Annotated in this window: 15 protein-coding genes; 13 read left to right on the top strand and 2 right to left on the bottom strand. The window is 62.1% G+C overall.

Annotated features, from left to right (window positions below; genetic code table 11):
• Positions 1 to 62: 62 nt before the first annotated feature.
• Positions 63 to 995, top strand: coding sequence for a LysR family transcriptional regulator (locus AQUI_RS0110950; protein WP_027257566.1), 933 nt, complete (start codon positions 63 to 65; stop codon positions 993 to 995).
• Here the strand turns inward: AQUI_RS0110950 and irrA are convergent.
• Complete coding sequence (irrA, locus tag AQUI_RS0110945) at positions 960 to 1,376, bottom strand: iron response transcriptional regulator IrrA (protein ID WP_027257565.1); 417 nt, start codon at positions 1,374 to 1,376, stop codon at positions 960 to 962. The two genes, AQUI_RS0110950 and irrA, sit on opposite strands and share 36 nt — an antisense overlap.
• Before the next feature lie 218 nt (positions 1,377 to 1,594).
• On the opposite strand from irrA, the gene fabA reads away from it, so the two are divergent.
• The 3 genes from fabA to AQUI_RS0110930 are packed head-to-tail and all read left to right on the top strand — an operon-like array spanning position 1,595 to position 4,169.
• Positions 1,595 to 2,104 (top strand): bifunctional 3-hydroxydecanoyl-ACP dehydratase/trans-2-decenoyl-ACP isomerase, encoded by a 510-nt coding sequence (gene fabA, locus AQUI_RS0110940; RefSeq protein ID WP_027257564.1) that lies wholly within the window; start codon positions 1,595 to 1,597, stop codon positions 2,102 to 2,104.
• A gap of 37 nt (positions 2,105 to 2,141) precedes the next feature.
• Positions 2,142 to 3,371 carry a beta-ketoacyl-ACP synthase I gene (gene fabB / locus AQUI_RS0110935; RefSeq protein ID WP_027257563.1) on the top strand — a complete coding sequence of 410 codons (1,230 nt, stop codon included), beginning with the start codon at positions 2,142 to 2,144 and terminating at the stop codon, positions 3,369 to 3,371.
• Between the two features lie 6 nt (positions 3,372 to 3,377).
• The gene (locus AQUI_RS0110930) at positions 3,378 to 4,169 is read left to right on the top strand and encodes an enoyl-ACP reductase FabI (protein ID WP_027257562.1); all 792 of its coding nucleotides are present in this window, start codon (positions 3,378 to 3,380) and stop codon (positions 4,167 to 4,169) included.
• A 235-nt stretch (positions 4,170 to 4,404) separates the two neighbouring features.
• Here the strand turns inward: AQUI_RS0110930 and AQUI_RS0110925 are convergent, their stop codons facing one another.
• Positions 4,405 to 4,833: an FKBP-type peptidyl-prolyl cis-trans isomerase gene (locus tag AQUI_RS0110925; RefSeq protein WP_027257561.1), complete on the bottom strand. Its 429-nt coding sequence runs from the start codon at positions 4,831 to 4,833 to the stop codon at positions 4,405 to 4,407.
• A gap of 136 nt (positions 4,834 to 4,969) precedes the next feature.
• On the opposite strand from AQUI_RS0110925, the gene AQUI_RS0110920 reads away from it, so the two are divergent.
• From AQUI_RS0110920 to AQUI_RS0110880, 9 genes are all read left to right on the top strand, one after another.
• Entirely contained in the window at positions 4,970 to 5,656 is a 687-nt protein-coding gene (locus AQUI_RS0110920; protein ID WP_027257560.1) for a haloacid dehalogenase type II, read from the top strand.
• Between the two features lie 10 nt (positions 5,657 to 5,666).
• On the top strand, positions 5,667 to 6,497 hold the full coding sequence (locus tag AQUI_RS0110915; protein WP_027257559.1) for an alpha/beta fold hydrolase: 831 nt from the start codon (positions 5,667 to 5,669) through the stop codon (positions 6,495 to 6,497).
• Positions 6,494 to 7,471 (top strand): threonine ammonia-lyase, encoded by a 978-nt coding sequence (locus AQUI_RS0110910; RefSeq protein ID WP_027257558.1) that lies wholly within the window; start codon positions 6,494 to 6,496, stop codon positions 7,469 to 7,471. The genes AQUI_RS0110915 and AQUI_RS0110910 overlap by 4 nt, the downstream gene beginning before the upstream one ends.
• Positions 7,472 to 7,516: 45 nt before the next feature.
• A complete protein-coding gene (locus AQUI_RS0110905) occupies positions 7,517 to 8,713 on the top strand; it encodes an endonuclease/exonuclease/phosphatase family protein (RefSeq protein WP_027257557.1) in 1,197 nt (398 codons plus the stop codon).
• A gap of 132 nt (positions 8,714 to 8,845) precedes the next feature.
• A complete protein-coding gene (gene pcaD / locus AQUI_RS0110900; RefSeq protein WP_027257556.1) occupies positions 8,846 to 9,637 on the top strand; it encodes a 3-oxoadipate enol-lactonase in 792 nt (263 codons plus the stop codon).
• The gene (locus tag AQUI_RS0110895; protein WP_027257555.1) at positions 9,630 to 10,340 is read left to right on the top strand and encodes an alpha/beta fold hydrolase; all 711 of its coding nucleotides are present in this window, start codon (positions 9,630 to 9,632) and stop codon (positions 10,338 to 10,340) included. The genes pcaD and AQUI_RS0110895 overlap by 8 nt, the downstream gene beginning before the upstream one ends.
• Positions 10,340 to 11,677, top strand: a complete 1,338-nt coding sequence (locus AQUI_RS0110890; RefSeq protein WP_027257554.1) for a class-II fumarase/aspartase family protein — start codon at positions 10,340 to 10,342, stop codon at positions 11,675 to 11,677. The genes AQUI_RS0110895 and AQUI_RS0110890 overlap by 1 nt, the downstream gene beginning before the upstream one ends.
• 108 nt (positions 11,678 to 11,785) lie before the next feature.
• Positions 11,786 to 12,949, top strand: a complete 1,164-nt coding sequence (locus AQUI_RS0110885; RefSeq protein ID WP_051372006.1) for a TCR/Tet family MFS transporter — start codon at positions 11,786 to 11,788, stop codon at positions 12,947 to 12,949.
• An 89-nt stretch (positions 12,950 to 13,038) separates the two neighbouring features.
• Complete coding sequence (locus AQUI_RS0110880) at positions 13,039 to 14,127, top strand: Zn-dependent alcohol dehydrogenase (protein ID WP_027257552.1); 1,089 nt, start codon at positions 13,039 to 13,041, stop codon at positions 14,125 to 14,127.
• Positions 14,128 to 14,139 lie beyond the last annotated feature (12 nt).

Genomic DNA, 14,139 nt, shown 5'->3' with positions numbered 1-14,139 from the left:
TTATTCCTGCCGGTCAAAGGGCATAGTTTCAAATCATATCTCCCTAATATACCCTTCACTTCATGTTATATATCACATTGCGTCACTATGAGTACGTCTGCGCTGTGGCGCAGCATGGCAGCCTGTCAGCAGCGGCTGAGGCTGTGCATGTAAGCCAGCCTGCCCTGTCTGCAGCCCTCAGCCGGATCGAAGATCGCTTGGGCCATGCACTGTTCCTGCGCCGCCGCGGCGCGGCGCTGGCATTGACACCGCAGGGCCGGTATTTCGCAGCACAGGCGCAGAAACTGCTGGATCGAGCCAAGCGCCTGGAAGGCCCTGAAGGGGCCGGTTCCGGGCAGCAACGGCTTATGCTGGTCTGTTTCTCGGACCTTGCGCCGTTCCTGCTGGCCCCCGCACTGAAGGCCTTGCGCAAGGCCTTGCCTGGAGTGGAGATCAGACACCGCGCCTGCGGGTTCGAGCCGCTGATCACCGCGCTGACCGAGGGTGAGGCGGATCTGGCCATTACCTATGACCTGGGTTTGGATGCCGGGTTCAGCCGGGTGGAGCTGGACCGGTTTTCGCCTCATGCACTGGTGCCGCCTGAACATCCGCTGGCGGAGCGCAGCCATCTTTCCCTGGCAGAGGTGACGTTGCATCCGCTGGTGTTGTCGCAGGAGGGGCTGTCGGTGCAGCACATGCTGGGGCTGTTCAAGGCGCAGGGACTGGTGCCGCAGATTGCACACCGGGCAGATTCGCTAGAGCTTCTGCGCAGCTTGACGGCCAATGGCGAAGGGGTCGGCATCAGCTACAGCCTGCCGCCTGGCGGGAGGAGTTATGATGGCAAACCACTGTGCGCTGTACGGATCATAGACCAAGCCGCAGAGGAGCCGGTTATTCTTGCGACGCATACGCAATTGCCGGACGCTTCGCCGGCCTTTAAGGCACGTGAAATTCTGCGCACAGTGCTCAATGCCGGCAGATCAGACCTTGCGCAGGCGGATCACCACATCGACTGAGGCGATCTCCATCCCTTCCGGCGCCTCCGGCAGTTTGTGAATCACCAGTTCCTGTGCGGGCGCGTCGCTGACGCGGCCCTCATCCTCCCAAAAGAAATGCGGATGATCATGGGTGTTGGTGTCGAAATAGCTTTTGGAGCCGTCCAGCGGGATCTCTTGCAGCACGCCGGCGTCGCAAAAGGCGCGCAGAGTATTATAGACAGTGGCCAGCGATACAGCGGCGCCTTTTTTCTTGGCCGACTCGAACAGGCTTTCGGCAGTGATATGGCGGTGTTTGCCGTCGCCGACCAGCAATTCGGCAAGCGCCACCCGCTGCCGGGTGGGCCTTAGCCCGGCCTCTGTCAGCCAGCGTGTGGCTGTGTCTTCGCTGTTTGGCGTCATGAGCAGATCCTGCATCGCGTTGCTGACCGTATATATAGGAGCAACACCCAGGGTTTTTCAAATGAAATTCATTCGCAGCTAGGCAGGTGTTTCTTGCGTGCATGTGGCACATTCAGCGCAGGAAGTGACGCGGGGTCCCCTTGCGGGACCCTTTGGCCGGGTGTTACAGGAGGCCAGATATACTTATAGACCAGACCCTAGGCAGGAGATACGCCCGAATGGCCGATTACCCGAGCAGCTTTGACAAGGACGATTTGCTGAAATGCGCGCGGGGCGAGCTGTTTGGGCCGGGCAACGCCCAGCTGCCGGCCCCGCCGATGCTGATGATGGACCGTATTACAGACATCAGTGCGGACGGCGGCGAATTCGGCAAAGGCCATGTTATTGCAGAATTCGACATTACTCCGGACCTGTGGTTCTTTGACTGCCATTTCCCCGGCAACCCGATTATGCCCGGTTGCTTGGGTTTGGACGGGTTGTGGCAGCTGACCGGCTTCAATCTGGGCTGGCGCGGCATGACCGGCAAGGGCATGGCCATGGGTGTTGGCGAGGTCAAGCTGAAGGGCATGGTCAAACCCGACCGTAAAATGCTCACCTATTTCGTGGATTTCACCCGTGTCATTGACCGCAAGCTCAAGCTTGGCGTTGCCAATGGCCGCGTGCTGGCGGATGGTGAAGAAATCTATCAGGTCAAGGACATGAAGGTCGGGCTGGCAGACGAAAGCTGACCCTTTTTCCCTTTGATCTAATCCAAGGAGTACGCCTATGCGTCGCGTCGTCGTCACCGGTTTGGGGATTGTGTCCTCCATCGGGAACAATGCTGAAGAGGTCACCGCCTCGTTGAAAGCCGGCAAATCCGGCATTGAAGCCAGCCCCGAAATGGCTGAGCACGGCTTTCGCAGCCAGGTGGCCGGCACGCTGAAGATCGACACCGCGGAACATGTGGACAAGCGCACCTTGCGTTTCATGGGACCAGGTGCGGCTTATGCCCATATCGCGATGAGCCAGGCGATTGCCGATGCAGGTCTCTCGGAAGATCAGGTCGTAAACGAGCGCACCGGCCTGGTGGCAGGCTCGGGCGGCCCGTCAACCTCGGCCATGCTGGCAGCGCATCAGGTCGTCGCAAAGACCGGCGCTACCAAGCGGATCGGCCCGTTTGCTGTGCCAAAATGCATGTCTTCGACCATTTCCGCCAATCTGGCGACAGCGTTCAAGATCAAGGGCATCAATTATTCAATCACCTCGGCCTGCTCGACCTCGCTGCATTGCATCGGCAATGCGTCTGAGCAGATCATGATGGGTAAGCAGGACGTGATGTTTGCCGGCGGCGGCGAGGAACTGGACTGGACCCTGTCCTGTCTGTTCGACGCCATGGGCGCGATGTCCTCTAAGAAAAACGACGCCCCCACCGCAGCCAGCCGCGCCTTCGATCAGGACCGCGACGGGTTTGTGATCTCCGGCGGCGGCGGCATAGTGGTGCTGGAAGATCTGGACCACGCGCTGGCCCGCGGTGCGAAGATCTACGCGGAAGTGACCGGCTTTGCCGCCACGTCCGACGGCCACGACATGGTGGCGCCCTCTGGTGAAGGTGGCGAGCGGGCGATGCGCCTGGCGCTGTCGACCCTGCCTGAAGGCCGCAAGGTGGATTACATCAATGCGCATGGCACCTCGACCCCTGTCGGCGACGTCGGTGAGGTCGAGGCGGCCCGCCGCGTATTCGGCGAAGGCCAGGTGCCGCCGATTTCCTCGACCAAGTCGATGACCGGCCACGCCCAGGGCGCTGCCGGCGCTCTGGAGGCGATCTTTTGCCTGTTGATGCTGGACAATGATTTCATCACGCCGTCGATCAATGTCGACACCCTCGCCGAAGGCATTCAGCCTGGCGAGATTGCCACTGCACTGGTGGAAAACGCAGGCCTCGACTCGGTGATGACCAACAGCTTCGGCTTTGGCGGCACCAATGGCTCGATGGTTCTGAGCAGATACAAGGGATAAGTGACGATGGCGGGACTGCTGACCGGCAAACGCGGCCTGATTATGGGCGTTGCCAATGACCGCTCCATCGCCTGGGGCATTGCCAAAGCCATGGCGGAAGCCGGGGCTGAGCTGGCCTTTACCTATCAGGGCGAAGCCTTTGGCAAGCGGTTGGAACCGCTGGCGCAAAGCGTCGGCTCGGATTTCATGGTCGATGTGGATGTGACAGACGACGCCTCGCTGGATGCAGCATTTGAACAGCTTGGCGGCCGCTGGCCCGCGATCGATTTTGTGGTGCATGCAATTGCTTATTCGGACAAGTCCGAGCTTACGGGCCGATTCCTGGACACCAGCCGGGCGAACTTCAAGAACTCGCTGGATATCTCTGCCTATTCCTTCATCGAAGTGGCGCGCCGGGCGTATCCGCTGATGAAGGAAAACGGCGGCACCCTGCTGACGCTGACCTATCAAGGATCGAACCAGGTGGTGCCGAACTACAATGTGATGGGCGTGGCCAAGGCAGCGCTGGAATCGGCGACCCGCTACCTGGCCAATGACCTGGGCCCCGAAAGTATCCGGGTGAACGCAATTTCGCCTGGACCGATGAAGACGCTGGCCGGAGCCGCCATCGGCGGTGCGCGCAAGACCTTCAAGCACACGGCCCAGAACGCGCCAATGCGCGACAACGCCACGCTGGAGGCGGTGGGCGGCACCGCGGTTTACCTTGCGTCCGATGCAGGCGCTTGCACGACCGGTGAAATTATCCGGGTCGATGGCGGTTTCCACGTGCTAGGAATGCCGCAACAAGATTACTTGTAAGCCGCCCGGCAACGCTGGCATGTAGAAAAAGGCGCCTGAGAGGCGCCTTTTTTGTGTGTTCACCGCTCTGTAGCGTCAACCTGCCGAAAGCTCACGTGCGGAACCGATTAGCCTTTGATCCGGCACACTCCCGCCCGTCGCCGGGCTTCTGGCAAAGCCGGCTTCCGTTGGACGTTTTCCGGCGCAGCCGGGGAACCTGCGGGCGCGGGAGTGCCGCCTGCCCGCAGACAAAACGTCAGGATACCGAGACCAGCTCGATGTCGAAAATCAGATCTTTGCCCGCCAGGAAATGATTGGCATCCAAAGTGACAGTCTCGTCGCCGACCTCGACCACGGTCACCGGCAGCACTTGACCGTCCGGGCTTTGCATCTGCAGCTGAGTACCCAGTTCCAGCGGGATATCCTCGGGGATGCCCTCGCGGGGGATCTCCTGGCGCGCAGCGGGGCTGATCGGGCCATATGCCTCGGCGCACGGGATATCCAGCGTCTTATTCTCCCCCACGGCCATGCCTTCAAGCCCCGCATCCATGCCCGCAATCACATGACCCGCACCGACGGTGAACTCCAGCGGATCACGGCCTTCGGAACTGTCGAAAACGGTGCCATCCGTCAGCTTGCCTGTGTAATGGATGCGCACGGTGTCGCCGTTCTTTACCCCGGTCATATGACCTCCAATTGGTTGCGGGTTCATAAAGGGGCGCAGCCTAGCGCCCGCGGACGTGATGTAAACCCGTATGGGTACAATTTCCCGCTTTGCCCGCCCAGGACTTCGTGCAACGCTTCGGCAAATGGAGAGCCCCATGCCAATTACCACCTGTATCTTTGACGCCTACGGAACCTTGTTCGATGTGGCCGCTGCGGCGCGGCAGGCCGCCAGCGAACCGGAGTTTCCGCATCTGCAGGACAGCTGGGCGGAGCTGGCCAATCACTGGCGGCTGAAGCAGCTTCAATACACCTGGCTGCGGGCGATCACCAATGCCCATGCCGATTTCTGGGATGTGACGCAGGATGGGCTTGATTGGGCGATGGAGGCGGCCGGGCTGGCAGCGGATGCCGCTTTGCGCCAGCGGTTGCTCGATCTTTACTGGCAGCTGCAGGCCTATCCGGAAGTGCCCGCAATGCTGAACACGCTGAAGTCCGCCGGCATGAACACCGCAATCCTGTCCAATGGATCCCCTGCCATGCTGCACGGTGCAGTACAATCAGCCGGGCTGGGCGATGTGCTGGACGGCGTGCTGTCGGTGGAGAGCGTCGGCATCTTCAAGCCCGACGCCCGCGTCTACGATCTGGTTGGTGCCCGGTTCAATTGCGCCCGCGAAGAGGTGTTGTTTGTCTCCTCCAACGGCTGGGACGCGGCCGGGGCATCCGGCTACGGGTTTGTCACCGCCTGGGTCAACCGGGCGGGCGAGCCTGTTGACAGGCTGCCCTGGAAGCCGGCGCATATCCTGCCGGACCTCACCACAATTCCCGATCTGGCCAAGGGATAAACGTTCACACATGCCGTTTTTTGAAACCTCAGACGGGTTGCAGCTGCATTACTCCGATGCCGGGGAGGGTGTGCCGCTGCTGTGCTTGGCGGGCCTGACCCGGGACAGCCGCGATTTTCGCTACTTTGCGCCTCATGCCACAGGCTGCCGGATGATCGCTCTGGACGCCCGCGGACGGGGACAGTCGGATCATGATCCGGATTTCATGACCTACAATGTTCTGCGCGAAGCGCAGGATGTGCTGGAGCTGCTGGATCATTTGGGATTGGACCGCACTGCCATTCTTGGCACTTCGCGCGGCGGATTGGTGGCGATGACACTGGCTGCCATCGCCAAAGACCGGCTTGCAGCGGTGGTCTTGAACGATGTGGGCCCGGAGATCCCCGCAGGCGGCAGTGCCCGGATCATGGACTACGTTGGCCGACGCCCGGCTGCAAAGACACATGCACAGGCCGCAGAAGCGCTTGCTGCCCTGATGGCGCCAGCCTTTCCCGGCGTCCCCGCTGCACGCTGGCGCGAGGAAGCCGAGGCATTCTACGATGAAGACGCCGACGGGCTCAGCCTGCGCTATGATCCGCGCCTGCGGGACGCGCCGCTGGCACAAGCAGAGGCGGGCCCGGCACCGGACCTCTGGCCCTTGTTTCTGGCGCTGGAAGGCCTGCCCAGCGGGGTGATCCGCGGTGCAAACTCGGACATTTTGAGCGCCGGAACCTATACGGAAATGCAGCACCGCCTGCCCGCGCTGCAAGCCGTGGAAGTTCCAAACCGAGGCCATGTGCCCTTTCTGGATGAGCCGGAGGCGCTCGGCCTTATCCATTCAGTTCTGGGGCAGATCAAATGACCTCAATTGCTATGATTGAAGCTGCGGCAGCGCGGCTGAAGGGCCATGCCCGTCTTACTCCGATGCTTTCTTCGCCGTTTCTGGACGAAATCGCCGGGCGCCGTGTGTTTGTGAAGGCCGAATGCCTGCAGCACACCGGATCCTTCAAGTTCCGCGGCGGCTGGTCCGCGGTATCGGCGCTGCCAAGCGAGGCCCGCGCGCGGGGTGTGCTTGCCTATTCCAGCGGCAACCATGCGCAAGGCGTGGCCGCGGCAGCCAAAGCGCACAAAGCGCCTGCTGTGATCGTGATGCCCGCTGATGCGCCGCAGCTGAAAATCCAGAACACCCGTGATCTGGGCGCTGAGGTTGTGCTGTACGACCGCGTCGGCGGGGAAAGCCGCGAAGCCGTTGGCGCCCGGCAAGCTGGGGAACGCGGGCTGGCTCTGATCAAACCCTACGACGAACCGCTGGTCATTGCCGGTCAGGGCACCTGCGGGTTGGAGATTGCGGAACAGGCCGCTGCCGAAGGCATCACAAGGGCGGATATTCTGGTCAACTGCGGCGGCGGCGGATTGTCGTCGGGGATCGCTCTGGCCCTTGAGGCGCGCGCACCGGACCTGCGGGTGCGCCCGGTGGAACCGGAAGGATTTGATGACGTCACCCGTTCGCTGGCCGCTGGTGAAATCCGGCAGAATCCCAGCCAATCCGGCTCGATCTGCGACGCGATCCTGACCCCGCAGCCGGGTGAGATCACCTTCCCCATCCTCAGCCGCCTGTGCGGGCCGGGCCTGGTCATCACCGAAGAAGAAGCGATGCGGGCGATGGCGTTGGCCTTTTTGCGGCTTAAGATCGTCCTAGAACCCGGTGGGGCTGCATCGTTGGCCGCCGCCTTGTTCCGCCCTGACAAGATCGGCGGCGAAGCCGTGATTGCAGTCGCCACAGGCGGCAATGTGGATGCAGCGCTGTTCCAGGAAGCGCTGTCACGCTATGCTTGAACTCTGACCGCACGGAAGTCCGTGCGGCAGCCAGGGGGGCCGTTCATGACACGTTTCACCATCGCCTCGTTCAACGTCAAAAATCTGATAGGACCCGAGCGGGAATACTACCGTTTTCAAAGCTACACGCCCGAGGAATATGCGTGGAAGGCTGATTGGATGGCGGATCAGCTGCTGACGCTGAATGCCGATATCCTTGGATTTCAAGAGATCTTTGAAGAAGCTCCGCTGCGCCAGGTTATTGCCGAGGCTGACCGGCGCGGGGCGGAAGCAAATGCAGCCAGTATCCCCGACCCCTCTAAGCGCTACCACCGCAAGGCGATTTTTCAGAAACTGGCCTATGGGTCTTATGCCGGAGCCGCGCTGGCCTTTGCCCCGAACGTCAATGACACAGGTGAGCCTGGAAAGCGGCGCCCGGGGCTCGCCGTGCTGTCGCGGTTCGGCTTCCAAGGCGAGGCAGAGGTGATCCAGGAGCTGGCTCAGCCGCTGGACATTCCGATGGCTTGCCTGGGCGAAGATGACGACGCTGGATTCTATACCCTGCGCCGCCTGTCGCGTCCGATTCTGAAAGTGCGCGTGCCGGTTGGCAATTTGGTCATCACGGTCTTCAACTGCCATTTAAAGTCGAAGCTGGGTGAATTCATCACCCCGCAAGGGGCGTCTTACGCTCCGGAATCCGTGCTGACGGCATATGACGCCGCGGGCCGTGCCCTGGGGTCCTTGCGCGCAGCGTTGCGGCGGATGGGGGAAGCCTGGGTGCTGCGCCGTGCGGTGCTGGACGAGTTGGAACAGGGCCACCCGGTGATGGTGCTGGGGGATTTCAATGACGGCGAAAACGCGGTCAGCAGCGAAATCATCTCGGGTGAGGCGCCATTCAAGAACTACGCCTGGATGCTGCGCCATGATGCCCGGCACAGCGGTGACCGCTACAGCGAAGAAGAAGACAGGCAGATTCACGAAGCCATCGACCGGGTGCGGCTGCGCCCGGCTGAGAAAATGTTCCTGAAGAAGAGCTTGCGTGATGTGGTCTACACCACCGCTTTTGGCGGAGTGCATGAAAGCATCGACCAGATCTACATGTCGCGCCATTTCGACCCCGCCTGGCACGGCGCGCTGGGGGAGATGCAGTACTACAGTGTATTCAACGATCATCTGACCGACGGCAGTCACCCGGAGGCGCCCTATAACAAGCTAGCATCAGACCATGGGCAGATCCTGGCCCATATGGAGCTGCGCAGCTGAGGAGCACCGGAAAAATCCGATTTTTCCGGCCAATTTTCTTACTCAAGAAAATTCACCGCCTGCGGCCAGAGGTTGGTTTACCTCGCCGCCCCGGCGCAGGTAGACTGCCGCGGAACAGCAATGAGGCACTCCATGCAGATCGCAGACCTGGGCGATGTCCAGCTTCACTACCGCATTGACGGCGACGCGGATGGCCCGCCCATCGTCTTTGCCAATTCGCTGGGCACAGACCTCAGGGTTTGGGATGCGGTAGTGGACCTGCTGCCAGCGGGCCTGCGCGCTATCCGCTATGACAAGCGCGGCCATGGGCTGTCGTCTTGCCCGCCAGCCCCCTATTCGATGGGCTCGCTGGTGCGCGATGCAGAACGGTTGCTGGATTTTCTGGAAGTGCGCGATTGTGTTTTCGTAGGGCTGTCGATTGGCGGCATGATTGCGCAAGGGCTGGCAGTGAAGCGGCTGGACCAGATCCGGGCGCTGGTGCTGTCGAACACCGCGGCCAAGATCGGCACAGCAGAGATGTGGGAAAATCGCGTGCAGATTGTGCAAGCGCAGGGTATCGGCGCACTGGCCGATGCCGTGATGGAGCGCTGGTTCTCCCGCGGCTTTCGCGCGTCGCCTCAACTGCAGCTTTGGCACAACATGCTGGTTCAACAGTCCCGCGATGGCTATGCCGGCTGCTGCGCGGCAATTGCGGGCACAGATTTCTATACGCCTACCAGCGGTCTACGGCTTCCCTGCCTTGGCATCTCGGGATCGGAGGATGGCGCCACCCCGCCCGATTTGGTGCGCGAGACGGTCGATCTGATCCCCGGCAGCCGGTTCCACCTGATCCGCCGTGCAGGCCATATCCCTTGCGTCGAGCAGCCTGAGGAATACGCTGAGCACCTGACCGCTTTCCTGCAAGAGACCGGGCACATTGGCTGAGGTTCTTCTGATCCATGGATCCTGCCATGGCGCCTGGTGCTGGCGCGACGTGATCCCGGCGCTGAAAGCCCGCGGCCACAGCGCCCGGGCTATGACCCTGCCCGGCCATAGCGACGGCCGGGATCCGGCAAGCGTCACTTTGGCAGAAACGGCTGAAGCCATCACAGCAGCCTCCACTCCGAACACCCTTGTGCTGGGGCATTCCTGGGGCGGTTTTCCCATTTCCGCCGCGGCTGAGGCCGCCCCGGAAAACCTGCGCGGATTGATCTATCTCTGCGCCTACATCCCTGTCAGCGGCAGCTCCCTGATCGATATGCGCAAGGCCGGACCGCGGCAAACGCTGTTCGGGGCAACCGCCAAGAACCCGGCCGGCACAGGCTACAGGTTCCTGTCCGATACCGCGCCGCACCTGTTCTATCACGATTGCCCGGCGGAGGCGGTGCGCTTTGCTCTGCAAAACCTCTGCCTGCAACCGATCCAGCCTCAGGACACGCCAGTCCAGCTGACTGAACGGTTCAAGAGCGTGCCCAAGACCTATATCCGCTGCTCTGGCGACCGGGTGATCCCTCCAGAATACCAGGCGCAAATGGCTGCGCAACTGCCGCCGCAGCGAGTCTATGACATGCAAACATCCCATTCGCCCTTCTTTGCGGACCCCGAGGGGCTCGCCGATCTGATCGGGCAGACTGCAAAGGATTTCTGATGGCAGGTTCCGTCTTTGACAGCCAGATTTACAGTGATCTCTTCAGCAGCGGCGAGGCCAGCCGCCTGTTCTCTGACAGCGCAGAGGTGCGCGCCATGCTGCTGGTGGAAGGTGCTCTGGCCAAGGCCCAGGGCGTGGCCGGGGTGATCCCGCAGGAGAGCGCTGCAGCAATCGGCCGGGCAGTGGTGGAAATCGCTGTCGACCCCGGCGTTCTGAAGCGGCCGACTGGGCAGAACGGCGTGCCGGTGCCGGGGCTGGTGGCCGCCTTCCGGGAAGAGATGAAGGCGCCGGAACATGCGCAGTACGTGCATTGGGGCGCCACCTCGCAAGACATCATGGACAGCGCGCTGATGCTGCGGCTGCGCCAAGTGCTGGCGTTGGTGGAAAAGGATTTGACCGCAAGTGTGAAAGCCCTTGGCGTATTGTCCAAAACACATGCGGAGCTGCCCATGGCCGCCCGCACATATGGCCAGCACGCTACCCCTACCAGTTTCGGCGCGGTTGCGGCGGGCTGGGGCGCCCCGCTTCTGGGGCTGCTGGAGGAACTGCCCGGCCTGCGCCGGAGCTGCCTGCTGGTGTCTCTGTCGGGAGCTGCGGGAACCTCATCTGCCTTGGGGCCGCAAGGGGCGGAAGTGCGCGCAGCCGTGGCCAAGGGGCTAGCGCTAAGCGATCCCGGGTGCAGCTGGCATACTGACCGCACACCGGTCTTGCAGATTGCGAACTGGCTGGTGCGGGTGAACCTCTCCCTTGGCAAGCTCGGCGATGACTGCATCGCACTGGTGCAAAGCGGTATCGGGGAGGTTTATCTGGGCGGTGCAGGCGCCTCCTCGACCATGCCGCAGAAGCAGAACCCGGTGGCACCTTCGGTGCTGGTGGCGTTGGCACGGCAGGGCAGCGGTTTGCTTTCCGTCCTGCAGGGCGCCTCGATGCAGCGGCATCAGCGCGACGGAGCCGCCTGGTTCACCGAATGGATGTGTCTGCCTCAGATTGTATTGGGTGCAGCCAGTGCGGCAATGGCCGGCAAGGCGCTTTGCGCCGGTCTCGCACCCAATGCGGCGGCCATGGCATCCTCACTGTCGGACGGGCTGGGTATGATCCACGCCGAGGCGCTGAGTTTCGCCCTGGCTGCTGAAATGCCGCGGCCCGATGCGCAGGATGCAGTCAAGATGTTGTGCCAAGAAGCCCAATCGACACAAAATTCGCTGCAGGAGTTGGTTGCGCGGGACCATCCCGGTCTGGACGCGGCGGCCCTGTTTGATCCGGCGCGGCAAATGGGCCAGGCGCCGTGGGACGCCTTGCAATTTGCCAGGAAGGCGGAAGAACTGGGCGGCGAATAGAAACCGCTAAGGAAAGCAGGATTGCCCGCTCTGTCAGCAGAAAACGACGATGATGGCGGGACAAAGAGCCGTAACCGCCAGGCTCTTGTCTTTGTCCTGGCGACTGTGATGATTGATGCCATGGGCATTGGGCTGATTATGCCGGTGATGCCCGGCCTGATCACCGAGGTACAGGGCGGCTCGCTGGCGCAGGCGGCGGTTTGGGGGGGCGTGCTCAGCACCGTTTTTGCGGTGATGCAATTCCTGTTCAGCCCGATCCTCGGGAGCCTGTCCGACGCGGTCGGACGCAGGCCCGTGCTGCTGGTCTCGTTGTTTGTGATGGCGCTGGATTACCTGATCATGGCTCTTGCCGGCACCATGTGGCTGCTGCTTTTGGGCCGCGTCCTGGGCGGTATCACCGCCGCAACCCATTCAACGGCAGGGGCGTACATCGCTGACATCTCACCAGCGGAAAAGAAGGCCGCCAATTTCGGCCTGCTGGGTGCTGCCTTTGGTGCCGGATTTGTACTTGGTCCGCTGACAGGCGGGCTGCTGGGCGAACTGGGCACCCGGGCGCCATTCTATGCCGCTGCGGTTCTGGTGCTGGCGAATTTCGCGCTCGGCTGGTTTGTGATGGGCGAAACGGTTCAGGACAAGAACCGCCGCCCCTTTGAATGGCGCCGCGCCAACCCGTTCGGCGCCTTTCGTGCGGTCGCGCGCATTCCAGGCATCAAACCGCTGTTGTGGGTCTATTTCCTCTATTCTGTTGCGATCTATGTCTACCCTGCAATCTGGGCCTATTTCACGCTGGAACGCTTCAGCTGGCAACCGCAAGTGATCGGCTTGTCGCTGGCGGTTTACGGGATCTCGATGGCGTTGGTGCAGGGGTGGCTGCTGCGCTATACGGTGATCTGGTTCGGCGCGCGGCGGACAGTGGTCTGGGGGCAGCTGTTTGATTTCATCGCCTTTGGCATCCTTGCCTTCATCTCCAATGGCACATTGGCGATGCTGCTGATCCCGGTCTCGGCGCTAGGGGCAGTTGTCCAACCGGCGCTGCAAGGGATGATGTCCAAAGCGGTTGACGACAGCCAGCAGGGTGAACTGCAAGGTGTCATAACTGCCGTGAATGCGCTGGCAATGATCCTGTCGCCGCTTATGATGACAGCAGTATTCGCCCGCTTCACCGGCGAAGGCTCTGGTTATTACATGCCTGGCGCGCCGTTCCTGCTGGCGCTGCTTCTGATGGCCGTCGGCTGCGTAGTGTTCCTGCGCAGCAAATCTTCCGTCGCGTAAAAGCACCGCTCTGTCGCGCCGCTGCCGCATTCCGGCTTGCTTGCGGGGCACCCTCCGCGCCACCCTGTTTGAAAACGGGGAGAGAGAACATGCAAACCATCAAAGCTGCCGTCTGCCATGAATTCGGCGCCCCGCTGGTAATCGAGGAGGTCCAGCTGGCGCCTCCTGGGATGGGCGAGATCGAGGTCACGCTGGACGCAGTCGCCATTTGCCACAGTGACATTTCCTATGCCGAAGGCGCCTGGGGCGGGCATCTGCCTGCCGTCTACGGGCATGAGGCTGCCGGTGTGATCACCGCCCTGGGCAGCGGCATCACCGGATTCAAGACCGGCGACCCGGTCGTCGTGACCCTGATCCGCAGCTGCGGCACCTGCCCCTCCTGCGCAAGCGGCAGGCCGGTAATTTGTGAAACGCCGCATGACACCGTGCGCGGCCCGCTGACAACCGCCGACGGCAAGCCGCTGGATCAGGCCATGGCCTGCGGCGCCTTTGCCGAGAAGGTCGTGGTGGACCAGCGCCAGATCGTGAAGATCCCGGAAGACATGGGCAAGGATGTCGCGGCGCTGGTCTCCTGCGGGGTAATCACCGGCGTGGGTGCGGTGGTCAATGCTGCTCAGCTCCGCGCGGGTCAGGATGTGGTGGTGATCGGCGCGGGCGGCGTCGGCCTCAATGCCATTCAGGGCGCCCGCATCGCCGGCGCCCGCCGCATCGTTGCAGTGGATATGAGCCCCGAGAAGCTGGAAATCGCCAAGGAATTCGGCGCCACCCATGGTGTTCTCGCCACCGAAGAAAAACCCTGGAAGTCTGCATACAAGGCGCTTGGCGGCCGCAGCGCTGATGCGGTGCTGATCACCGTTGGCGCCATACCGGCCTATGACCAGGCCCCCCGCTACCTGGCGCGCGGCGGCAAGGCGGTGCTGATCGGGATGCCGCACTCCGGTGCCAAGGCTGCCTACGAACCGGTGGTTCTGGCGGCTGTGGGCCAGGGGCTGATCGGGTCCAAAATGGGGGACGTGGTGATCCAGCGCGATATCCCGTGGATGGTGGATCTCTACCAGCAGGGCCGCCTGAAACTGGACGAGCTGATCTCGGGGCGCTGGTCTTTGGAGCAGATCAACGAGGCCATCGCCGACACCAAGACTGGTTCAGCCAAACGCAATGTGATTGTCTTCGGCTGACACTTTCAAAGC

It is taken from the genome of Leisingera aquimarina DSM 24565 (assembly GCF_000473165.1).
GTDB lineage: Bacteria > Pseudomonadota > Alphaproteobacteria > Rhodobacterales > Rhodobacteraceae > Leisingera > Leisingera aquimarina.
This window is presented reverse-complemented; position numbering and strand designations above follow the sequence as displayed.